This is a genomic window from Micrococcus sp. KBS0714 (genome assembly GCF_002008305.4).
GTDB classification, from domain to species: domain Bacteria; phylum Actinomycetota; class Actinomycetes; order Actinomycetales; family Micrococcaceae; genus Micrococcus; species Micrococcus luteus.
Window position 1 is genome coordinate 197,457 of sequence record NZ_CP042169.1, and the last position, 21,260, is coordinate 218,716.

Annotated in this window: 19 protein-coding genes and 1 pseudogene; 7 read left to right on the plus strand and 13 right to left on the minus strand. The window is 73.3% G+C overall.

Features of this window, described 5'->3' with window-relative positions; translation table 11 throughout:
• Nucleotides 1-35: 35 nt before the first annotated feature.
• Together B1A86_RS00930 and B1A86_RS00935 are read right to left on the minus strand one after the other, a co-directional pair.
• Nucleotides 36-575 (minus strand): hypothetical protein, encoded by a 540-nt coding sequence (locus tag B1A86_RS00930; RefSeq protein WP_003038432.1) that lies wholly within the window; start codon nt 573-575, stop codon nt 36-38.
• Nucleotides 572-1,732: an XRE family transcriptional regulator gene (locus B1A86_RS00935; RefSeq protein WP_306274405.1), complete on the minus strand. Its 1,161-nt coding sequence runs from the start codon at nt 1,730-1,732 to the stop codon at nt 572-574. Before B1A86_RS00935 ends, B1A86_RS00930 begins: the two co-directional genes overlap by 4 nt.
• 14 nt (nt 1,733-1,746) lie before the next feature.
• On the opposite strand from B1A86_RS00935, the pseudogene B1A86_RS11790 reads away from it, so the two are divergent.
• The 3 genes and pseudogenes from B1A86_RS11790 to B1A86_RS00945 form a co-directional block, all read left to right on the plus strand.
• Nucleotides 1,747-2,781 (plus strand): annotated as a pseudogene (locus B1A86_RS11790) (DEAD/DEAH box helicase family protein); the annotation flags it as partial.
• On the plus strand, nt 2,770-4,092 hold the full coding sequence (locus B1A86_RS11885; RefSeq protein ID WP_371705213.1) for a type I restriction-modification enzyme R subunit C-terminal domain-containing protein: 1,323 nt from the start codon (nt 2,770-2,772) through the stop codon (nt 4,090-4,092). The pseudogene B1A86_RS11790 and the gene B1A86_RS11885, both read left to right, overlap by 12 nt.
• A 138-nt stretch (nt 4,093-4,230) precedes the next feature.
• Nucleotides 4,231-4,695 (plus strand): hypothetical protein, encoded by a 465-nt coding sequence (locus B1A86_RS00945; RefSeq protein ID WP_138976771.1) that lies wholly within the window; start codon nt 4,231-4,233, stop codon nt 4,693-4,695.
• Between the two features lie 131 nt (nt 4,696-4,826).
• Here the strand turns inward: B1A86_RS00945 and hutG are convergent, their stop codons facing one another.
• From hutG to B1A86_RS00980, 7 genes are all read right to left on the minus strand, one after another.
• A complete protein-coding gene (gene hutG, locus B1A86_RS00950) occupies nt 4,827-5,873 on the minus strand; it encodes a formimidoylglutamase (protein ID WP_036315803.1) in 1,047 nt (348 codons plus the stop codon).
• Between the two features lie 74 nt (nt 5,874-5,947).
• Complete coding sequence (locus B1A86_RS00955) at nt 5,948-6,463, minus strand: CoA-binding protein (protein WP_078025410.1); 516 nt, start codon at nt 6,461-6,463, stop codon at nt 5,948-5,950.
• 3 nt (nt 6,464-6,466) lie between these two features.
• Nucleotides 6,467-7,840: an O-acetylhomoserine aminocarboxypropyltransferase/cysteine synthase family protein gene (locus B1A86_RS00960; RefSeq protein WP_078025409.1), complete on the minus strand. Its 1,374-nt coding sequence runs from the start codon at nt 7,838-7,840 to the stop codon at nt 6,467-6,469.
• Nucleotides 7,841-8,064: 224 nt separating this feature from the next.
• Nucleotides 8,065-8,997 carry a hypothetical protein gene (locus B1A86_RS00965; RefSeq protein ID WP_049147891.1) on the minus strand — a complete coding sequence of 311 codons (933 nt, stop codon included), beginning with the start codon at nt 8,995-8,997 and terminating at the stop codon, nt 8,065-8,067.
• 209 nt (nt 8,998-9,206) lie between these two features.
• Nucleotides 9,207-9,743, minus strand: a complete 537-nt coding sequence (locus tag B1A86_RS00970; protein ID WP_049147890.1) for a metallophosphoesterase — start codon at nt 9,741-9,743, stop codon at nt 9,207-9,209.
• 8 nt (nt 9,744-9,751) lie between these two features.
• Nucleotides 9,752-10,558, minus strand: coding sequence for a DUF1648 domain-containing protein (locus tag B1A86_RS00975; RefSeq protein WP_089529284.1), 807 nt, complete (start codon nt 10,556-10,558; stop codon nt 9,752-9,754).
• Nucleotides 10,559-10,567: 9 nt separating this feature from the next.
• Nucleotides 10,568-11,452, minus strand: coding sequence for a DMT family transporter (locus tag B1A86_RS00980; protein ID WP_049147888.1), 885 nt, complete (start codon nt 11,450-11,452; stop codon nt 10,568-10,570).
• Nucleotides 11,453-11,653: 201 nt separating this feature from the next.
• Here B1A86_RS00980 and B1A86_RS00985 point away from each other — a divergent pair, with 201 nt between their 5' ends.
• From B1A86_RS00985 to B1A86_RS00995, 3 genes are all read left to right on the plus strand, one after another.
• Complete coding sequence (locus tag B1A86_RS00985; RefSeq protein WP_020621428.1) at nt 11,654-12,532, plus strand: siderophore-interacting protein; 879 nt, start codon at nt 11,654-11,656, stop codon at nt 12,530-12,532.
• Between the two features lie 138 nt (nt 12,533-12,670).
• The gene (locus B1A86_RS00990; RefSeq protein WP_020621429.1) at nt 12,671-13,468 is read left to right on the plus strand and encodes a hypothetical protein; all 798 of its coding nucleotides are present in this window, start codon (nt 12,671-12,673) and stop codon (nt 13,466-13,468) included.
• Nucleotides 13,469-13,519: 51 nt separating this feature from the next.
• Entirely contained in the window at nt 13,520-14,809 is a 1,290-nt protein-coding gene (locus B1A86_RS00995; protein ID WP_078025406.1) for a M20 family metallopeptidase, read from the plus strand.
• Here the strand turns inward: B1A86_RS00995 and acs are convergent.
• Nucleotides 14,758-16,962 (minus strand): acetate--CoA ligase, encoded by a 2,205-nt coding sequence (gene acs, locus B1A86_RS01000; RefSeq protein ID WP_078025423.1) that lies wholly within the window; start codon nt 16,960-16,962, stop codon nt 14,758-14,760. The genes B1A86_RS00995 and acs overlap by 52 nt on opposite strands.
• A 211-nt stretch (nt 16,963-17,173) precedes the next feature.
• Between acs and B1A86_RS01005 the strand changes: the two genes are divergently transcribed.
• Nucleotides 17,174-18,430 carry an acyl-CoA dehydrogenase family protein gene (locus tag B1A86_RS01005; protein ID WP_010079560.1) on the plus strand — a complete coding sequence of 419 codons (1,257 nt, stop codon included), beginning with the start codon at nt 17,174-17,176 and terminating at the stop codon, nt 18,428-18,430.
• Nucleotides 18,431-18,461: 31 nt separating this feature from the next.
• Here the strand turns inward: B1A86_RS01005 and B1A86_RS01010 are convergent, their stop codons facing one another.
• From B1A86_RS01010 to B1A86_RS01020, 3 genes are read right to left on the minus strand one after another with little or no spacing between them, the layout of a single operon-like run.
• Nucleotides 18,462-19,328: an ABC transporter permease gene (locus B1A86_RS01010; protein WP_044658679.1), complete on the minus strand. Its 867-nt coding sequence runs from the start codon at nt 19,326-19,328 to the stop codon at nt 18,462-18,464.
• Nucleotides 19,325-20,344, minus strand: a complete 1,020-nt coding sequence (locus tag B1A86_RS01015) for an aliphatic sulfonate ABC transporter substrate-binding protein (protein ID WP_020621434.1) — start codon at nt 20,342-20,344, stop codon at nt 19,325-19,327. The genes B1A86_RS01010 and B1A86_RS01015 overlap by 4 nt, the downstream gene beginning before the upstream one ends.
• Nucleotides 20,341-21,189, minus strand: a complete 849-nt coding sequence (locus B1A86_RS01020; RefSeq protein WP_020621435.1) for an ABC transporter ATP-binding protein — start codon at nt 21,187-21,189, stop codon at nt 20,341-20,343. Before B1A86_RS01020 ends, B1A86_RS01015 begins: the two co-directional genes overlap by 4 nt.
• Nucleotides 21,190-21,260 lie beyond the last annotated feature (71 nt).

Here is a 21,260-nt window from a genome sequence, read left to right on the forward strand (position 1 = left end):
ATCAGTCCGATTGCAGCACGACACCAGCTAAGGGCTTATCCCAGGAGTCCCTGTTGTTCGGCCCAGCACTTGAATCCCCCTGGGCCGAAGGGAAGCCGGTAATCGCCCATGATGAGATCGTCAGCGAGGCTCTCAACCATGGGAACGGTGAGTTGCTCCTTGCGGATCGCCTCACAGAGCAACCCGAGGGTGCCGGTGCACTCGAGCTTCTCGCGCTTGGCCAGGACGCGGGGCACGTTGTCGTCGATCACGATGCGATACCCGTGCGTCCGACCGAGGGCTAGAACGCCGCATTCGCCCCGGTTCCGACCGCCCGCCACAAGGTGCTCCTCGTATCGGGCGAAGGCCGCGAGGAACTCGAGGTCCTCGCTGCGGTCCACGACGATCCATTCGGCGTCCAAGATCTGCCGGAGATCTGGGTGCTGGTACTGCTGGTCCCTGATCTCCTGCTCCACACTCTCCGGAATCACGGCATGGCCGGCTGTCAGGAACTTGAGCACACCGAGCCATCCTTTCAGGGTGAAATGGCGCAGTGGTCCCGTATCGAAGACGTAGGTCTCCGGAACGGCGGTCACGAGACGTACTCCCAGATCTCCTGTTCCTGACGTGGGGGAAGGTCCGGAAGGTCGTCGTCGTCGAAAGTCCCATCCAAGAGGTCGAGTGTGCGTTCACGCGAGAGCTTCTCGGCCTCGAACAGCGCGATGACGTGCTTCTGGTACACCCGGGGCTGGGTAGTGCCTGCCATCTCGTCAGACGGGTACAGATCGTGGGTGATGATGTCCGTCTGCGTGGTCTGCACAGCGCGGATGTCGTTTGCCGTGGAAGCGTCCACCAATTCCAGGTCGTGGAGTCGGCGGGCCAGGGTCGACATGTCCACCAGGTAGGTGCCGGCGATCTTCACAGCGGCAGTGCGGACATCGCCTGAGTGAGCTGCGGCGGGCCATTCCTGTAAAAGGACAGCTGCTGGCAGGAGAAATGCTCGAGCGAACCGATCGAGGCGACCCTCGATGTCCGGGCCGGTGTGGGCGGTGCGCCAGTCCACCGTGTATTCATCGGCAAGTAGGTAGTGCCCAAGCTCGTGCACGGCGGAGAGGCGGCGTCGCCCGACCTTGGGGGTGGAATTCACCAGGGAGATGCCGCCCTCGGCGAGGAGCACCGTTCCCGCGTCAGCGGCGTCCACGCCGAAGTTGCGGGAGAACAGGAGCAGGCCAGCAGTGGCCAGGTGCGCCTGGAGGTCCTTTACGGGTTCCGTTGCTGTATACCCGACGTGCTCGCGTGCCCGGGCGGCCATGTCGTCGGCCTCGTGAACGGACTTGGGCTGCTCCCAGGGGTCCCGCACGCCGAACCCCTCGATGGGATGCAGGCCGTGCAGGAACTCGACGTCTGCGAGGAGTTCGGCCAGCAGGTGGTCCACGGCCGACTCGGTGGTATCCAACCCCTGGGCGGAACGGTGCGAGACGAGCGCTGGCGCAGGCTCGGTGAAGAACGACTGCATTCGGGTTCCCAGGGCATCGGCGATGGAGGCCAGCTCCAGGGCAGTGACCTTCCGTTGTCCGCCTTCGATCCGGTTGACCATGGTGCGCTCGAGGCCAACGGCGGTAGCTAGGTCCTGCTGGGACATCCCGCGACGCTCCCGCGCGGCACGTACACGGGCACCCAGCGAATGAGGAGTGGTCGGCGACATGTGTGCGATTCTCGCACACATGGCACTGGCGGTGAACCCTCGTCGCATACGCTGATGCGTTCGAGAACAAGCGCCGCGCCGCACTGCTGGTGATGGCCACCGGCACCGGGAAGACGTGCACCGCCGTCGCCCTGGTGGACCAGATGGCCCGCGCCGGATGGGTCAAGCGCGTGCTCTTCCTGGCGGACCGGCAGGCCCTCGTGAAGCAGGCCGCGGACGCCTTCGTGGAGCACGGCTTCGTCGGCACCACCGTGAACCTGCTGAAGAACCGGCACGGGGAGGGACGCGTCTACGCCTCCACCTACCCCACCATGCTCGGCCTCATCCAGGAGTCCACCGGCCAGGGCGCCCGCTTCGACCCCGGATACTTCGACCTGGTGATCGTGGACGAGGCCCACCGGTCCGTATACGCCAAGTACGGCGAGATCTTCCGCCACTTCGATGCCCTTCTCGTGGGCCTCACCGCCACCCCCAAGGACGAGATCGACCGGAACACCTACGGCCTCTTCGGCCTCGAGCCCGGCGTGCCGACTGATGCCTACACCCTCGACGAGGCCGTGGCGGACGGGTTCCTGGTGCCGCCGCGGGGCGTCTCCGTGGGCACCACCTTCCTGCGTCGCGGCACCCGGTACGATCAGCTTCCCGCCGAGGAGCAGGAGGCCTGGGACGCGCTGGACTGGGGCGAGGACGAGGCGCCCGAGGAGGTTTCGAGCGAGGAGATCAACCGGTTCCTCTTCAATGCGGACACCGTGGACCGCGTGCTCTCCACCCTCAGGGAGCACGGCCACAAGGTGGCCGGCAGCGAACGGCTCGGCAAGACCATCGTCTTCGCCAAGAACCAGCCGCACGCCGAGTTCATCCTGCAGCGGTTCGACGCCCAGTGGCCGGAGCTCGGCGGCCGGTACGCCCAGATCATCACCCACGCCAGCCGCTACCCGGACGCCCTGCTGGACGACTTCAAGACCCCCGGCAAGGCCCCGCACATCGCCATCAGCGTGGACATGCTGGACACGGGGGTGGACGTGCCCGACGTCGTCAACCTCGTGTTCTTCAAGCTCATCCGCTCCAAGACCAAGTTCTGGCAGATGATCGGCCGCGGCACCCGCCTGCGCCCGGACCTCTACGGGCCGGGGAGGGACAAGGAGGACTTCCTCGTCTTCGACTGGTGCCAGAACCTCGAGTTCTTCAACCAGGACCTCCCGGAGTCCGACGGCTTCACCCAGAGGTCCCTCACCCAGCGGTTGTTCGAGGACCGGCTCGCGCTCGTCGTCGCCCTCGACGCCCTGGACGATGACGCTGGGGCGCCCGCCGCCGTCGGGCCGGAGGAACGCGCGGTGCGCGAGCTGCGCCGCACCGCCGCCGAGGAGCTGCAGGCGGCCATCGCCCGCCTGACCCTCGAGAACGTCCTGGCCCGCCCTCTCCGCCGGGAGGTCGAGGAGTTCCAGCGGCCTGAGGCGTGGACGTCCCTGAGCGCCCAGGCCGCCGAACGGGCACGTGCGCTGGCCGGGGTGGTCACCGGGTTGCCGGGGGAGGACGTCGACGCCAAGCGCTTCGACCTGCTCATCGTGCGCCGGCAGCTGGCAGACCTCACCGGGGAGGCTGGCACGGCCGAGCGCATCCGGGCCACGGTGCAGTCCCTCGGGGAGAACCTGCTCTCCAAGGACGCCATCCCCGCCGTGAAGGAACAGATCATCCTCCTCGAGGCCGTGGCCGGGGAGGAATGGTGGGAGGGCGTCACTCTCGGCATGCTCGAGCACGCCCGGAAGAAGCTGCGCGGGCTCGTCCAGTTCATCGAGAAGGTCCGCCGCTCCCGCGTATACACGGACTTTGCGGACACGCTCACGCAGCTTGAGGAGGTCGACGTCGTGCGGCCGACGCCCGGCGTGGACATCGAACGGTTCTGGGCCAAGGTCAGCGAGCCGCTGCGCCACAACGAGTCCTCGCTGGCGCTGCAGAAGCTGCGCCACGGCAAGCAGCTCACCGAGCCGGACCTGGAGTCGCTCGAACAGCTGCTCCGGAGCATCGGGGCCGAGGACGCGCACCTGGCCGCGGCGAAGTCCGAGGGCGAGGGACAGTTGGGCCTGTTCGTGCGCATGCTAGTGGGGATGGATCGTGCCGCCGCGCAGGGCGTGGTCGCGGACTTCGTCCAGGACCGGACGCTCACCCAGGCGCGGATCCGCTTCCTGGGTCACATGGTGGAGGAGCTGACCGCCAACGGCGTCCTGGACGCCGGCCGGCTGTTCGAGTCCCCCTACACGGACGACGCCCCCGAGGGGCCGTTCGGCCTGTTCGAGGAGGCGCAGGTGTACTCCCTGCGCGAGCGGCTGGACTTCGTCCGGACGTCTGCGATGGTGCCGGGACCAGAAGCGAACGCGGGCGGGGACGAGGCGCGCGGCGTCGTCGCATGACCTGACCGGACGGTGAGCCGAGTCGTGATATCCGCCCTTCTGCGAGCCTCCAGTTTCTATGACTGCTCACATAGTGTTCAGACATGACTCCCGTCACCTGCCCCAGGGCCGGAGGGTGCCGATAGACAGACTTCCCCAATGGAATGTGAGCGACGTCGTCGAATCGATGAAGTGCTTCAGTTGGCTGGTGACCTTCTGGTCACGGAAAGCATCCGGGAAGTTCGTACGCACCTTCTCGATTTTGCCGTAGCCTACGGCGAACAGGGGCGTGGACGAGTGCGGCGCCATGCTATGTGCCAGGTACTTGCCGAGGTGGCGAATGCGCTAGATCCAGGCGAATACATCGATGAAGCAGCCGCTCGCATCAGGACAGCCCTCGCCACGGCAGGTCTTCCTCGACCGGTCGTCGCCTTGGCAATCGCAGCGACAAAGAAGATTGCAGCGGGAGCCGTGGAGGGGATCAATCCGACTGGGCAGATTCGTTTGGCGATCTGGATGCTCATCTCTGTGCTCTGCCCGAGGCCGGAGGTGTGCCCGGCTCAGCCAAAATCAGGCGTGGAGGTTCTTAAAGAAGCTCTGGAAGATGCAGAGTCTGCTTTCTGATCATCACAGAGGCTGAGTGACCCTCAACGCACCTCGCTACCTCAGCGGCGGTGGCGGCCGACGATCGTGTGGATCAGCCGCACCGCGGCCCTCGCGGTGCGGCCCCCGCGCCCGAATGGACCCCGGCCCGCTCAGGCCAGCAGCGACGCGTCCGTCCGGTGACGGCTGACGATCGTGTGGATCAGCCGGGCCGCGGCCTTCGCCGTGCGGCCGTCCACGTCCAGGGCGGGGTTGAGCTCCACGACGTCGGCCAGGGCCAGCTTCCCGGACTGGGTGGCCTCCAGCGCGCACGCGTGGATCACCTCGTACGGCACGCCGAAGCCGGCCGGTGCGCTCACCCCTGGGGCGACGGCGGCCGGCAGCACATCCAGGTCGATCGTCAGGTAGAGCACGTCCACGGCGTTGATGAAGGAGCGCACCCAGCGGCGCACGCCGGTGACGTCGGCGGTCTGGGCCTGCTCGTCGGTCACCCACGTGACCCCGCGTTCGCGCGCGGTGTCGAACAGGGCCCGGGTGTTGTTGGCCTCGCTGATGCCCACCACCGCGTAGGAGAGCTGATGCTCCGCCCCCTCGGCGTCCCGCAGCGCCTGCAGGAACGGGGTGCCGGAGCTGGGCCGCGGCGCCTCGCGCAGGTCGAAGTGCGCGTCCAGGTTGAGGATGCCCACGCGGGTGCCAGCAGCCACGCGCGTGGAGCCGGTCAGGCCCGTGATCGAGGCGTAGGCGGTCTCGTGTCCGCCGCCGAGCACCACGGCCAGGTCGTGGGCGTTCAGCAGCCCGCTGACCACTGTGCCCAGCTCGGCCTGGCCCGCCTCGAGTTCGCCCGGGGCGTCGTCGTCGCCGCGGTCCACGGACACGTCGCCCGCGTCCACGAGCGCGCCCGTGCCCTCGAGGTACGCGAGCGAGGCGAGCGCACCGCGCAGCGCCTCCGGGCCGTCCTCGGCTCCCACGCGGCCGTGGTTCCGGCGCACGCCCTCGTCCGAGGCGAAGCCGATGAGCGCCGTGGACCGCGCGCCCGACGTCGGAGCGCCGGCGCCGGGGTCGCGCTGCGGCGTCGTGGGCTCGCCGCGGCCGTCGGCGGGGCGGACGACCTGGTGCCAGCGCAGGTGCTCGGGGGTGTCACCGTCGGTGCGGCCGGTCCAGGCGGGGGAGAGGGACGAGGAGGGGAGCTCGGAGGTCATGGGACCATCCCACGCCATCGACGGGCGGGTGCGCAACGACGGCCGGACGACGCCCGACACGGGGCGTCGCCCGCCTAGCGGTCCAGTTCCTGGCGCCGCGAGCTGATCACGCCGGTGACGAAGCCGGCGAGGTTGAGCCCGCCGTGGAAGCGGGCGTGCTCGATCTTCACGCAGCGGTCCATCACGACCTCCAGGCCCGCGGCCTCGGCCTGGCGCGCGGCGTCCTCGTTCCAGATGCCCAGCTGCAGCCACACGGTCCGGGCGCCCACGCGGGCGGCGTCCGCCACCACCTCGGGGGCGTCGGAGGACTTGCGGAACACCTCCACGAGGTCCGGGGTGACGGGCAGGCCGTCCAGCGAGGCGTACACGCGGTGGCCGAGGATCTCCTTGCCGGCCGCGGCGAGCACGGGATTCACGAAGTAGACGTCGTACGTGGTCGAGCTCAGCAGGTACGTGGCCACGAAGTAGGACGCACGGGCCGGCTTGTCCGAGGCGCCGACGATCGCGATCGACCGGGTGCGCCGCAGGATCGCCAGGCGCTCGGGGGCGCCGGGGCCGGTCCAGGTGCGCTCGGGGTGGGTGGTGCTCATGGCTCAGGCCTCCTTCGGCGCGGCCGGGGCGCCGTCGTCGTCGCGGGTGCGGCCGGTGGCCTCGGTCAGGGCCTGGTCCAGGTCCCAGAGGATGTCCTCGGTGTCCTCGATGCCCACCGAGATGCGGATGAGGTCCTCCGGGATGCCCGCGGCCACGAGCTGCTCGGCGGTGAGCTGCTGATGGGTCGTCGTGGCGGGGTGCAGCACGAGCGTCTTCGCGTCGCCGATGTTGGCCAGGTGGCTGGCCAGCTGCAGGGCGGAGATGAAGCGCGACGCCGTCGCACGCCCGGCCTCCGGACCGGAGGCGCCGTCGTCGGTGTCTGTGGCTGCCGGGGCCACGCCGATGCTGAACACCGAGCCGACGCCCCGGGGCAGCAGCTGCTGCGCGCGGGCGTGGTGCGGGTGGTCGGGCAGGCCGGCGTAGCGGACCCAGGAGACGCGCGGGTCCTCGTCCAGCCACTGCGCCACGGCCTGCGCATTCGCCAGGTGGGCGTCCATGCGCGGGGCCAGCGTCTCGACGCCGAGCAGCAGCTGGAACGCCGACTGGGGGGCCAGCGACGGGCCGAAGTCGCGCAGCTGCTCCGAGCGGAGCTTGGTGAGGAAACCGTATTCGCCGAAGTTGCCCCACCAGGAGACGCCGCCGTACGACGGCACGGGCTCGGTCATCGACGGGAACTTGCCGTTGTCCCACGGGAAGCGGCCGGACTCCACCACGACGCCGCCGAGCGTGGTGCCCTGCCCGCCGAGGAACTTCGTGGCCGAATGGATGACGATGTCCGCCCCGTGCTCGATCGGCCGGATCAGGTAGGGCGGGGTGAGGGTCGCGTCCACGACGAGCGGCACGCCGTGCCGGTGGGCGACGTCGGCCAGGCCGGGCAGGTCCACGACGTCACCGGAGGGGTTGGCGACGATCTCCGTGTAGACGGTCTTGGTGTTGGGCTGGAGGGCGGCCTCGAAGTCCGCGGCCTCGGCGGAGTCCACGAACGTGGTCTCGACGCCGAACCGGCGCAGGGAGACGTCCAGCTGGGTGATCGTGCCGCCGTACAGCTTGGAGGACGCCACGATGTGGTCGCCGGCCGCGGCGAGGGCCGCGAAGGTGACGAACTCGGCGGCCATGCCGGACGCCGTCGCGACGGCCCCGATCCCGCCCTCGAGCGTGGCGACCCGCTCCTCGAACGCGGCGACCGTGGGGTTGCCGATCCGCGAGTAGATGTTGCCGTACTTCTGCAGCGCGAAGAGGTTGGCGGCGTCTTCGGCGGACTCGAACACGAAGGAGCTGGTCTGGTGGATCGGCACCGCGCGGGAGCCGTGGACGGCGTCCGGGACGGCGCCCGCGTGCAGCGCCTGGGTGCGGAAGCCGAACTCGTGGTCAGCCACGGGGGTCCTTTCGATGGAGGCTTCGGGACAGTCCGCCCCATTGTCCCGGGCGAGGCGCGCCGGGGGCAGGGTGGGCACGTCGCAGAGCGTCACGCGGCGCCGGCCGGTGGCATGCAACGCGGGTTGAGTTATCACCGGTTACGCGGGCCTGGACCCGTGACAACTCAACCCGCGTTGGACGGGACCCATGACAACTCAACCCGCGTTGGACGGGCGGGGGCGGATCAGCGCGTGCGGGCGAGCCGACGCCGGACCAGCCCCACGATCCGCCCGAACCCAGCGCGCTGGTCCTCCCAGGTGCAGCGCAGGGTCGTCCATTCCCGTTCGAGGCAGTACGCGTCCCGACGGGCGTCCCTCGCCTGCTGCTGAGCCGTGCGGTGGCCGGCGCCGTCGTACTGGAGGGCCAGGCGCGCCCCCCGGTACCCGAGGTCCACGACGGGCGAGGCCGGGTCGGCCGGGTCGACGGCGACCTGCAGCTCCGGCTCCGGCAGCCCGGCCCGGATCAGCGCGAGCCGGAGGAAGGTCTCGGGCGGGGAGTCGGCCCCGACGCGCACCTCCGCCAGCGCGGCACGTGCGAGACGGACACCCGGCCGGCCACGGCAGCGGGCGAGCACCTCCGACAGCTCGGACACGGTGGCCACGGGGTCCGCCCGGCCCGTCGGCGTCCACGGCGGACGCACCAGGTGGTCGCCGTCCGCGATGAGCCAGTCCACCTCGTGGGGGCGGAGCATCCCGGCGAGGTCGAACCAGGTGCGCGCCGCCGTCGTGACGCGCTGGCCGTCGGGAAGCTCGAGCACGTGGTCGGAGGGCAGCCGCACCCGGTGGCTGACGACGCCGTCCAGGTCGGTCCGGTGCGTGCGCGCGGAGCGGTCGAAGGTCAGGTGCAGTCCGGCGGGCCGCGCGAGGCGGGGCGGCAGCGGCAGTCCGTGCCAGAGGGCGGCAGAGACGTGGGAGACCACCCCGCCCGTGAGGCGGACCAGCGCGGCCGCGCCGTCCGGGGCGCACGGGTCGGGGATGCCCGCGGTGTGCACGCCGCGGCAGATCCGGGCGAGGTCTGCCGCGAGGGTGCGGCGCCACGGCAGGCCGGCGGCGTGCAGCTCGGCCGTCGTGAAGGCGCCCGCGGCGAGGGTGGACGGCAGGGGCGTGCGCGCGGTCATGGGGTGAGCCTGCCGCCCCCCGGCCCTGCGACGGGCCGAACCGACGCGCCCTGGGGAGGGCCGCCGTCGTCGTGGTGGCTGTGCAGGAGCGGCCGGCCCGCCGGTCATGGTGGCACCGGCGCGACGCGGGTTGAGTTATCACGGGCGCGAGCCGCCTGGACCCGTGATAACTCAACCAGCGTTGCAGGGGGGAGCGGCCGGCCCGTCGGTCACGGCGTGCGGTCCACGGACACCAGCTCCACGTCCTCGAGCCGCCCGCCCCGCACCACCGCGCGCATCAGGGTGCACACCGGCTGCCGCCTCCGGTCCGTGCAGGAGCCGGGGTTGAGCAGCCGCAGCCCCGGGTTCGCGGTGTCCGGACCGGCCACGGTGTCCCACGGGATGTGGCTGTGCCCGAAGACCAGCACGTCCGCGTCCGGGAACGCCGCGGCCATGCGGCGCTCGCGGCCGGCCGCCGGGCCCGTCTCGTGGACCATCGCGATCCGCACCCCGCCGAGCTCCACGCGCGCCACCTCGGGCAGCCGCGCCCGCAGCTTCGGCCCGTCGTTGTTGCCCCACACGCCCACCAACCGGGCGGCCCGCGCGTCGAGGTCGTCGAGCACGTCCTCGGTCACCCAGTCGCCGGCGTGGAGCACGACGTCGGCCCGCGCCACCTCGGCCCACACCTGCGCGGGCAGGGCACGGGCACGCCGCGGGATGTGGGTGTCGGCGATCAGGAGCAGGCGGACGGCGACGTCGTCGGGCACGGTCCGCCTCACCGCGCCGCGAACGCGCCGAGCCAGAGCGCCAGCGGCAGGCCGACGATGACCACGACCACGAATCCGCGCACCAGCCACCGGCCCGCCGGGGTGGCGAGGTTGACCGTCACGCCCACGCCGTAGCCGGGGCGCTTGGTGGGGAAGACGGCCGGGTCGTCGGGGTCGCGCTTGAGCCCCAGGGGCGTCCACACCTCGTCCTCGGCGCGTTCCGCGGCCGTGGGCCGGTACCCGAGCTCCGCCGCGACGCGGTCCGACCAACGCGTCCACCGCCGCGTGCTGGCCCGCATCGCCGGGAAGACGCCCACCATGAGCACGGTCAGCGTGAGGGGCAGGATCCACCACGGCATCGTCCACGCCCCGGCGGCGAGCACCTCGGCCGTCGTCGGGGCCAGCACCAGCACGATGAGCACGCACGACCACCCGAGGCACTCCTGGACCCCGCGGTGCACCCCCGCCTGGCGCACGCGCCGCCACGGGGACAGCCCCGGATCCGTGGGGACGAGGACGGTGACCATCGCGGAGACCAGGGCCAGGAACCCCGTCACGCCGAGGCCGATCAGCGGCCCCGTCGCCACCGTGCCGAACGAGGCGTCCTCCCACGCATCCGGCCGCCCGTCGACGCCCCAGTGCGTGGGCACCCGCTCCGGCAGGCCCGGCAGGGCGACGAGGGCCCACCCCAGCAGCGCCAGGCACAGTGCGGCCGCGAGCAGGAACGGCAGCCACGGACGCAGCCGGCCACGGCGCAGGGCGGCGCGCTCGGCGGCGGGGACGTCGTCGGGAGTGGGACGGGGCGGGTGGGGCATCGACCCAGGCTAGCCGCGGCCCCCGCCCGCCACACCCGGTGACCGGCTCGTCCAGACGGCGGCCGCGCACGCCGCGATCACCAGCAGCATCCCCGCCAGGTCCAGCGGGGTGAGCTCCTGCCCGCGCACGGCCCACGCGGTCAGCGCCGCTGCGATCGGCGAGAGGCACGTCAGCAGGGAGAACAGCGCGGTCGGCATGCGGCGCAGCACCTGCAGGTCGATCCCGTACGGCACCGCTGTGGACAGCAACGCCACGGCCAGCCCCACGCCCAGCACCACGGGGGAGAGCAGGGCCGCCCCCGCCGTCGCGACGCCGACCGGCAGCGCCACGAGGGACCCGGCCGCCGTCGCCAGGGCCAGCCCCTGCACCCCCGGCAGGTGGGTCCCCGCGCGCCGCGAGAGCAGGATGTACCCCGCCCAGCACGCCGCCGCGGCCAGCGCGAGCGCCACCCCCACCGGGTCCAGCCCCGCCCCGCCGATCCCGCCGTCCGCGCTGAACCCCTCCCGGCCGAGCACCCCGATCCCGGCGAGCGCGAGGGCCGCCCACGCCGCCGATCGCCACGACGGCCGCGCCGCCACGGACAGCGCCAGCGGCCCGAGCACCTCGAACGTCACGGCCACGCCCTGCGGGATCCGCGCGAACGCCTCGTAGATGGCCAGGTTCATGCCGGTCATGGCCGCGCCCAGCCCGACGACGGCGGCCCACCCCCGGGGGCCCAGGCCGGCGAGGGCGGCGCGGCTCGGCCGGGTGACGAGCAGCAGCACGGCCGCGGAGAACACCACGCGCAGGGCGACCATGGCGGACGCGCCGACGTCGTCGAACAGCAGGCCCGCCACGGACGCGCCGAGCTGCTGGCTCAGCAGCGAGAGCAGGACGAGCAGGACGAGACGCACGCCCACAGCCTAGGGGCGCGCCGCGCCACCCCGGCCCCGGCCGGCGCGGGAGCGCTGCTGCCCGAGGACCACCGGGGGGCCCGGTTCCGCTGACCCCGAGGCCGCGGAAAACAACACGCTGACGTGCGCTAATCCGCCTCGTCGTGGGAAAGTGGGGGACGCGCGCCCGCGCAGACCCCGCCCCGATCCCAGGAGGCCCGCATGGCCCGGCCCCAGACCGTCCTCACCGTGGTGGCCGCCCGCCGGCTCACCCCGCACCTCGTGCGCCTGACCCTCGGCGGCGAGCAGTTCGACGCCGTCCACGCCCGCTGGGCGGAGAAGGGCGCCACGGACCAGTACGTGAAGCTGCTCTTCGCCGACCCCGCGCTCGGCCTCGAGCCCCCGTACGACCTGGACGCCCTCCGCGAGCGCCTCGCCCCGGAGCAGCTGCCGGTCCGCCGCACCTACACGGTGCGCCACATGGACGCGGCCGCCCGCACCATGGATGTCGACTTCGTGGTCCACGGTGCGTCCGACGGCGGCGCCGCCCCCGGGCACGACGGTGGCCTGGCCGGGGCGTGGGCGGCGTCCGAGCCGGTGGGGCAGCAGGTCGCGTTCCTGGGTCCCGGCGGCGCCTACCGGCCCGACCCCACCGCCGACTGGCACCTGCTCGCCGGCGACGAGGCCGCGCTGCCGGCGATCGCCGCCGCCCTCGAGGACCTCGCCGCCACGGACGCCGCGGCGGCCGGCGTCGCGCTGATCGAGGTGACCGACGCCGGGGACGAGGTGCCCCTGACCGCGCCGGCCGGCGTCGAGGTGCGCTGGCTGCACCGCGGCGGCCCCTTCACCCCGGAGACGACGAGGTTCGCCGCCGCCGTCGAGGGCGCGGCGTGGCGGGACGGACGGGTGCACGCGTTCGTGCACGGCGAGCGGGAGCAGGTCAAGCGCGTCCGGGCGTACCTCACGGACGTGCGCGGCGTGGACCGGCGACAGCTGTCGGTGAGCGCGTACTGGGCCTACGGCCGTGCCGAGGATGTGTTCCAGGCGGAGAAGCAGACCCCGGTGGGGCAGATCTTCGAGGACGGCGCCACCGGCGGCTGACCCGCACAGGTTCGGCACAGCAGCAGCTTCGCCGCCCCTCAGGGCCTGACGGGCCAGGGGTGACGTGAGACGGTCGAGGGGTCATCGTCCGGCGGTGCCCGGCCGCCGGCACGTCCGCACCTCTGTGAAGGAGTCCCCATGAAGACGCCCGCACGCCTCGCCGTCGGCATGCTCGCCGCCTCCGGTCTGCTGCTCACCGGCTGCGCCTCCGACCCGACGCTGGACGAGAGCTGGCCCGAGATCCGCCAGAAGGTCGTGGACGCCGAGAGCCTGCGCCTGAGGGTGGAGGGCACCGCCGCCGACAAGGAGGAGGAGAAGGACGACGCGTCGGCCTCGGCGGCGCCCTCCGCCTCCCTGGGCACGGACGCCAGCCAGTCCCTGAACGTGGACCTCGCCGGCGCCACCGACGACTCCCACCTCAAGGGCACCATGAACATGGACATGGGGGCGGCCACCATGGACATCGAGGTCCTGCGCCGGGACGCCGACGTGTTCTTCAAGCTCAAGGCCGACGGTGACGATCTGCCCCAGGAGATGGGCATGTTCTCCACCCTCGTGGGCGACCGCTGGATCAAGACGAGCGCCGATCAGGCCGCGCAGATGGACATCTCACTCCAGGAGATCATGTCCGACCTCGAGGAGGACATGCCCGCCGCGGACGCCTTCGACGGCAAGGACCTGAAGGCCGAGGAGGTGGAGCTCGAGGGCAGGACGTACCTCAAGTACGCGCTGCCCGAGGAGCACCACGAGTTCGGCCGGACGATGCTGATCGACCCGGAGAGCACGACCCTCTACCGTCTCGAGGACGTGAACTCGGAGGACGAGGACGTGGACGCGAACGCCACCTTCACCGAGTGGAACGCGGTCGAGGCGCCCGAGGCCCCCGCCAAGGAGGACGTCTTCGACCTGGCCGAGCTGCAGGAGCTGGCCGGCTGACCCGCTGCGCGATCCGGGTGGGCTGGCGGGCCGCCACGGCATGATGTCCTGATGGACCGCACCGCCCCCACCCCGCCCGCGAACGCCCTCGCCCCGGACCTGCCGGAGGACATCGCCCGGGAGGCGATCGCCTTCCGCCGCCTCCTCCACGGACATCCGGAGCTGGACCTGCACCTGCCCCGCACCCAGGCCGCCGTCCTCGAGCGGCTCGAGGCCCTGCGCGCTGAGGCGGGGGAGGATGCCGCCACCGGTCGCCCCGCGCTGGAGACGAGCGTGGGCCGGGCGCTGAGCTCCGTCGTCGTGGTGTTGCGCGGCGGGGCCCCGCTGCCGGAGGGGGCCCGGCGGCCGGTCGTGCTGCTGCGGGGGGACATGGACGCCCTGCCCGTCACGGAGGAGACCGGGCTGGAGTACGCCCCCGCCGTGCCGGGCACCATGCACGCCTGCGGCCACGACCTGCACACCGCCGGCCTCTACGGCGCGCTGGCGTGGCTGGTGCGCCGTCGCGGGGAGCTCACCGCCGACGTGGTGGCCATGTTCCAGCCCGGGGAGGAGACCGGCGGCGGCGCCCTGCACATGATCCAGGAGGGACTGCTGGAGGCGGCCGGGCGACCGGTGGACGCCGCCTACGCGATCCATGTCTCCTCGGGCACGTACCCGCGCGGCGTCCTGCGCAGCCGCCCGGGGGCGATCCAGGCCGGCTGCGACGACCTGGTGGTGACGGTGCACGGTCGAGGCGGGCACGGCTCCGTGCCGCACCTGGCCCAGGATCCGGTGCCCGTGGCCGCCGAGATGGTGCTGGCGCTGCAGTCCGTGGTCACCCGGCAGTTCGACGCCTTCGACACGGTGGTCGCGACCGTCGGGCACCTGAGCGCGGGCACGGCGGCCAACATCATCCCGGACAGCGCCACCCTCGCCCTCACCCTGCGGACCTTCTCCGCGGACGCCCGCGCCCGGCTGCGCGCGGCCGTGGAGCGCATGGTGCACGGGATCGCCGCGGCGCACGGCATGAGCGCGCAGGTCCGGGCGGACTGCGCGTTCCCGGTGACGGCCAACGACGCGGACGCGGTGGCCTTCGCCCGCGGGGTCGTGGAGGACCTCTACGGGGCCGACGCCTACCGGGAGCTGCCCGAGCCTGAGCCCGGCAGCGAGGACTTCTCCGAGGTCCTCCAGCGGGTGCCCGGGGCCTACGTCCTGCTCGGGGCGGTCCCGGAGGGCGTGGACCCGGACGAGGCCCCGGTCAACCACTCCCCGCAGGCCGTGTTCGACGACGCCGTGGTGCCGCGGGCCGCTCAGGTGCTGGCCGAGCTGGCGCTGCGGACGGCGCCGGTGCCGGCGTCCTGAGCGCGGCGGCCGGCCCGGAGCACCTCGGCGATCTGCCCGACGCACGGCTCGTTCTGCAGGCTCGTGGTGTCCCCGAGCGCGGTGCCCTGGTGCAGCTGCGTCAGCAGCCGCCGCATGATCTTGCCCGAACGGGTCTTGGGCACGTCGGGGACGAAGACCACCTCGGCGGGCTTGGCCACCGGCCCGATCACCCGCCCCACATGCCGCCGCAGCTCCTCGGCGCGGTCGGCGGCGGAGGCGCCGGGGCCGTCGTCGCCGGCCAGCCAGCTCTCGTGCGCCACGACGAAGGCGACGGCGGCGTGCCCGGTGGTCTCGTGCGGCACGGGGCACACCCCCGCCTCGATCACCTCCGGGTGCGCCACGAGGGCGGACTCGATCTCGATGGTGCTCAGCCGGTGCCCGGAGATGTTGATGACGTCGTCCACGCGCCCGAGGATCCAGACGTCGCCGTCCTCGTCCCGCTTGGCGCCGTCGCCGGCGAGGAACCAGCCCGCCTCGCCCTGGTCCGCGTAGTCCTCCCAGTACGAGTGGAAGTAGCGGGCCGGGTTCCGCCACACGGTCCGCGCCATCGCCGGCGAGGTGCGGGTGACCACGATCCGGCCCTGCAGGCCCTCGGGCGTGGGGGCGCCGTCGTCGTCGACCACGGCCACGTCCACCCCCGGCAGGGGCCGGGAGCCGCAGCCCGGCTTGAAGGCCGTGTCCGTGGGGCGGGGGGAGAGCACGGTGGCGCCCGTCTCGGACTGCCACCACGTGTCCACCATCGGCAGGTCCGGGGTGTCCCGGCCGATCTGGGTGCGGGCCCACGTCCAGGCCTCCGGGTTCACGGACTCGCCCACGGTCCCGATCAGGCGGATCGAGGACAGGTCCGGACCGCCGTCCGCGTGCGCCGGGATCCCGTCCGGATGCCAGCCCTTGAGCGAGCGGATCAGGGTGGGCGCCGTGTAGTAGCTCGTCACCCGGTAGCGCTCGATCACCTCGAAGTGCCGGCCCGGGTGCGGGGCGTTCGGCACACCCTCGTAGATCACCTGCGTGACCCCGTTCGAGAGCGGACCGTAGATCTCGTAGGTGTGCGCGGTGACCCAGGCCAGGTCCGCGGTGCACCAGTGGACGTCGTCGTCGCGCCGTGCCGGGTTCGGGTGGGAGAACAGGAAGTCGTGCGTCCACGAGGCCGCGGCGAGGTACCCGCCGGAGGTGTGCACGAGCCCCTTGGGCTGTCCCGTGGTGCCGGAGGTGTACATGATGAACAGCGGGTGCTCCGCGTCGAAGGCGCGCGGGGTGTGGGTGTCCGGCTGGCGGTCCACGACGTCGTGCCACCACAGGTCTCGGCCCTCGGTCCACGGGATGTCCCGGTGGCCCGTGCGGTCCAGGACGAGGATGTGCTCGATCGCGTTGTCCCCGGACACGGCCTCGTCCGCGTTGGCCTTCACGGGGACGGCGGCACCGCGGCGGAACTGGCCGTCGGTGGTGACGAGCAGCTTGGCGCCCGTGTCCTCGACGCGGAACCGCAGCGCCTCCGCCGAGAACCCGCCGAACACGAGCGAGTGCACGGCGCCGATCCGCGCGCACGCCAGCGTGATGACGATCGTCTCGACGAGCACGGGCAGGTACACGACGACGCGGTCGCCCGCCTCGATGCCCAGCTCCTCGAGGGCGTTCGCGGCCTGGGCGACCTCGCGCTGCAGCTGTGCGTAGGTGACGGCGCGGCGGTCGCCGGGCTCGCCCTCGAAGTACAGGGCGACCTTCTCCCCGCGCCCCGCCGCCACGTGGCGGTCCACGCAGTTCACGGCCACGTTCAGGGTGCCGTCCTCGTACCAGCGGATCTCCGGGCCGCGCTCGGCGGCCGGGTCCGGGGCGGTGAGGGAGCGTGTCCGGGTGAAGGGTCGCTCCCAGCTCAGACGTCGGCCGGCCGCCTCCCAGAACGCGAGCCGGTCCGCCTCGGCCACCGGGCGGCCGTCGCCGCGCCCGCCGTGCAGCCGGTCCGCCGGGCGGCCGGGGTGGACGTCCGGGTCGGCGGCGTCGACGAGCGCCTGCGGGAGGGGGCCGGGCAGCGTGGCGAGGGCCGCGGCGGGCACGCCGTCGTTCGGTCCGCGGACGGCCCCGGAGGCGCCCTCCTCGGCCGGGTCGGGGCGGGCGGGGTCCTCGGTGGGCGTCATGGGCGGCGGTTCCTCCTGGTCGGCGGGTCCGACCAGGGTAGGGACGCCGACGACGGCGCCCCGCCCGCCGTCGTCACCGGCGGTCATGCTCGGCCCGCCGGACCCCCGCGGGCGCCCGGCGCGGGCCAGGGCGACGGCGGCCGGTGTGGATCCCGTCCCACGGCCGGGTCGCCCCGGCCGCCGGCCCGCCCGCGCGTGTCAGAGTAGGGCCATGACCACCTACGCCACCCTCGCCGCCCGGTACGCCGACGCCTTCGACTCCGTCGCCCACGGCGAGCGGGCCCGCGAGGCGGGCCGGCACCTGCCGTTCGCCGCCCTCGGGGAGCTGCAGGCCGCCGGGTTCGGCAAGGTCGGTGTCCCCGAGGACGCGGGCGGCGAGGGCGGCGGCAGCGAGACCGTGCTGCGCCTGCTCATGGACCTGGCCGCCCGGGACGTGAACACCGCGCACGTCTGGCGCTCCCACCTCGTGTTCATCGCCACGGCCATGGACCAGGCGCCCGCCCGTCGGGAGCGGTGGCTGCGGCACATCGTCGACGGGGACTGGGCCGGCTCCGCCCTGGCCGAACGCGCCGGCGGGGCCGCGCCGGGCCGTGCCGCCACCCTGGCCAGCCGGGACGAGGGCGGCACCTGGGTCGTGCGGGGGCAGAAGTACTACGCGACCGGCTCGGCCTTCGCCACGTGGACCGCCGCGACCGTGGGCATCGAGGGGGCGGACCTCGTCTCCCGCCGGAACTCCAAGCGGGCCGGGGGCGCGGTCCGCGAGCCGGACCGGGCCGTCGCCGTCGTGCGCGTGCGTCAGCCGCGCGTGGGCATCAAGGACGACTGGGACGGCTTCGGCCAGCGCCTGACCGCCACCGGGTCCGTGGTGCTCGACGACGCCGCGGCCGAGGAGCTGCTCGAGGTGCCGCGGCAGGACGGGCCCGTGCCCGTGCTCATGGAGGCGACCCTGCTGGCGCTGCAGGCCGGGATCGGCCGGGCGGCGCTCACGGAGGGCACGCAGCTGCTGCGGCAGCGGCGCCGCACCTTCAACACCGGCACGGCCGCGCTGCCCAAGGACGACCCCCAGCTCCTCGAGATCATGGGGCAGCTGGCCGGGCGGCAGGCCGCGGCCGAGCTGATGGTGCGCGAGATCGGGCGGCTGCTCGACGAGGGGCAGGACGGCGCCGACGGGGCCGGCCCGGCGGAGGCCGACGTCGTGGCGGCGTCCGCCGAGGCGATGGCCGCCGCGTACCGGGCCCAGGCCGTGGTGCCGGAGGCCGTCCTCGAGGTGTGCACCCGCATCTTCGACACGCTCGGCGCGTCGGCGACGTCGGCCACGCTGCGGCTCGACCGGCACTGGCGCAACGCCCGCACCCTCGCCACCCACGACCCGGCGGCGTTCAAGGTGCGCATGGCCGGCGACTGGCTCGTGAACGGCACCCCGCCGACCGCCTACACGTCGGCCGGCGAGGTCCCCGAGGGGGACTGACCCGACGACCGGGCGGCCGGACGTGCCGGGCTCAGGCCCAGCGGCGCAGGGCCCGGCGCTCCAGCAGGCCGAGCAGCCAGTCGGTGAGCTTGCCGAGCACGGCGAGCAGGATGATCGCCAGGATCAGGCGGTCCGTGCGTCCGTTGTTCTGCGAGTCGGTGAGCAGGAAGCCCAGGCCCATCGAGGAGGCGATCAGCTCCGCGGCCACCAGGAACAGCCAGGCCTGGGCCAGGGCCAGCCGCAGGCCGGAGAACACGGCCGGCACCACGGCGGGCAGCTGCACCGTCCGCAGCAGGGACAGCCCGTGGTAGCCGAAGGCCCGACCGGCCTCCACCAGGTGCGGGTCCACATGGCGCAGGGCGGCGTAGACGGTGGTGAACACCGGGAAGAACGCGCCGATCGCGATGAGGGTGACCTTGGACTCCTCGCCGATCTGCATCCACAGGATCAGCAGCGGCACCCAGGCCAGCGAGGGCACCGCGCGCAGCGCCCCGATCAGCGGGGCGAACAGCGCGTCCGCCCACCGGGACAGCCCGAGCGCGGACCCCACGGCCAGCCCGAGTGCGGCGCCGAGCAGGAAGCCCAGCAGCACGCGCTGGGTGGAGATCCCCACGTGCAGCCACAGGTCGCCCCGCTCCAGCAGGTTGACGCCGGCGCTCAGCACCGCGCCGGGGGAGGGCAGCTGCACCGCGGAGAGCAGCCCGGCGGCCGTCACCGCCCACCACAGCACCAGGAGGACAGCGGGCGCGGCCAGCCCCACCACCGCCCGGGCGCCGGGCCGGTCCAGCACCCGGGGCCGCTGCCGTCGGCGCGCCCCTGTGTCGCCGTCGTCGTGACCCGACCGCTCGCGCGCCTCGGGGCCCGTCGTCGCGGCGGGGGTGGTCAGGGCGGCGCTCATCGGATGGCCTCCTCGGCGAAACGGGTGTCCAGGATGCTCGCCAGCGCGGCGTCCACCTGGTGCTGGTAGTCGACGGACCCGGTGCCGACCAGGATCCGTCCGACCCCCGTCAGGGCGTCGAGCAGCTCCTGGCCCGGCACGGGGCTGACGTCCGCGTTGGTGCGTTCGAGGATCACGGTGCGGGCGACGTCGGGAGAGATCTTCGCGGCCTCGGCCAGGATCCCGACGGTCTCGTCCGGGTGCTCGAGCGCCCAGGCGCGGGCGCGTTCGTACGTGTCCAGGACGGTCTGGGCCGTCTCCGGGTCCGCCTCGAGGAAGGACTCCGTGGCGTTGAGGACGGAGAACGTGTTCAGGGCGAGGTCCCGGTACAGGAAGCGGGCGCCCTCGGCCTCGGCCTTGGCCATGATCGGGTCGAGCCCGGACCACGCGGCCACCGATCCGCCGGCGAGGGCGGCGCGGCCGTCGGCGTGCTGCAGGTTCTGGATCTCGACGTCGGCCGGGTCCACCCCGGCGGCCTCGAGCGCCTGCACGGCGAAGAAGTACGGGTCCGTCCCGCGCGTGGCGGCCACCGTGCGGCCCGCGAGCTGGGCGACGTCCGTGATGTCCGAGCCGGGCGGGACCATGAGCGCGGACCACTCCGGCCGCGAGGCGACGCCCACGATGCGCGTGGGCGCTCCGTTGGCCCGGTTCAGCAGCGCGGCCGAGCCGGCCGTCGACCCGATGTCCACGGAGTTCGAGCGCAGGAGCTCGTTGGCCTTGTTGGAGCCGGCGGAGAACACCCAGTTCACCCGGACGCCGCGGGGCGCGAGCGTCTCCTCCAGCCATCCCTGGTGGCGGATCACGAGGGAGAGCGGGTTGTAGGTGGCGTAGTCGATGCTCAGCGTGTCCGGACCGTTCACCGGCCCGGTCGTCGCCTCACCCTGCAGGACGCATCCGCTCAGGCCCAGGGGCAGGGACGCGGCCAGCAGGCCGAGCGCCGTGCGACGGGTCAGGCGTGCGGAGCCGGCGCCGCTCATCGGGCGTGGCTCTCGACGCCGAGGCCCTCGAGGAGCTCGGCGCGCAGCCGGGCCAGGCGGGCGTCCGCGCGGTCGCGGGGACGGGCCCCCGGCACGTCCACGATCCGCCCCACGGTCGCTCCGGGGCGGGCCCCGCCGTCGGGCGCGGGGACGTCACGGGCGAGCAGCAGCACGCGGTCGGCGAGCTGCAGGGCCTCCTCCACGTCATGGGTGATGAGCAGGACGGTGGTGCCGGTGGCGGCGTGCACGTCCAGCAGCAGGTCCTGCATCTTCAGGCGCGTCAGGGCGTCGAGGGCGCCGAAGGGCTCGTCGAGCAGCAGCACGCCGGGGCGGCGCGCCAGGGCGCGGGCGAGCGAGGCCCGCTGGGCCATGCCGCCGGAGACCTCCCGGGGGCGGTGCTCCGCGAAGGGCGCGAGGCCCACGAGCTCGAGCAGCTCCTGCACGCGGTCCCGGCCCGCGGCGCGGTCCAGCTCCCGGGGCAGGCCGAGTTCCACGTTGCGGCGCAGGGTGCGCCAGGGCAGCAGGCGCGGCTCCTGGAAGCCGACGGCGGTGCGCTCGTCGTAGGGTCGCACGGGCGAGCCGTCGATCAGCAGCTCTCCGTCGAAGTCCGGGTCCAGGCCGGCCACGGCGCGCAGCAGCGTGGACTTGCCGCAGCCGGAGGCGCCGATCACGGCGAGCACCTCGCCGGGCGCCACGGTCAGGTCCACGTCGCGCAGGACGACGCGTGGTCCGTCCGCGGTGGGGAACGTGCGCCCGACGCCGCGGAAGACGACGTCGAGGCTGTGGCGGTCCTCGTCCCGGACCGGGGTGGAGGCGGTGGCACGGGAAGGCGCGTGCACGCTCATGGAGGGCTCCCATCGTCGCTTCGTCGTCGGTGTCGGACGGATACGGATGCCAGTAGACCACCGCGGGCCCG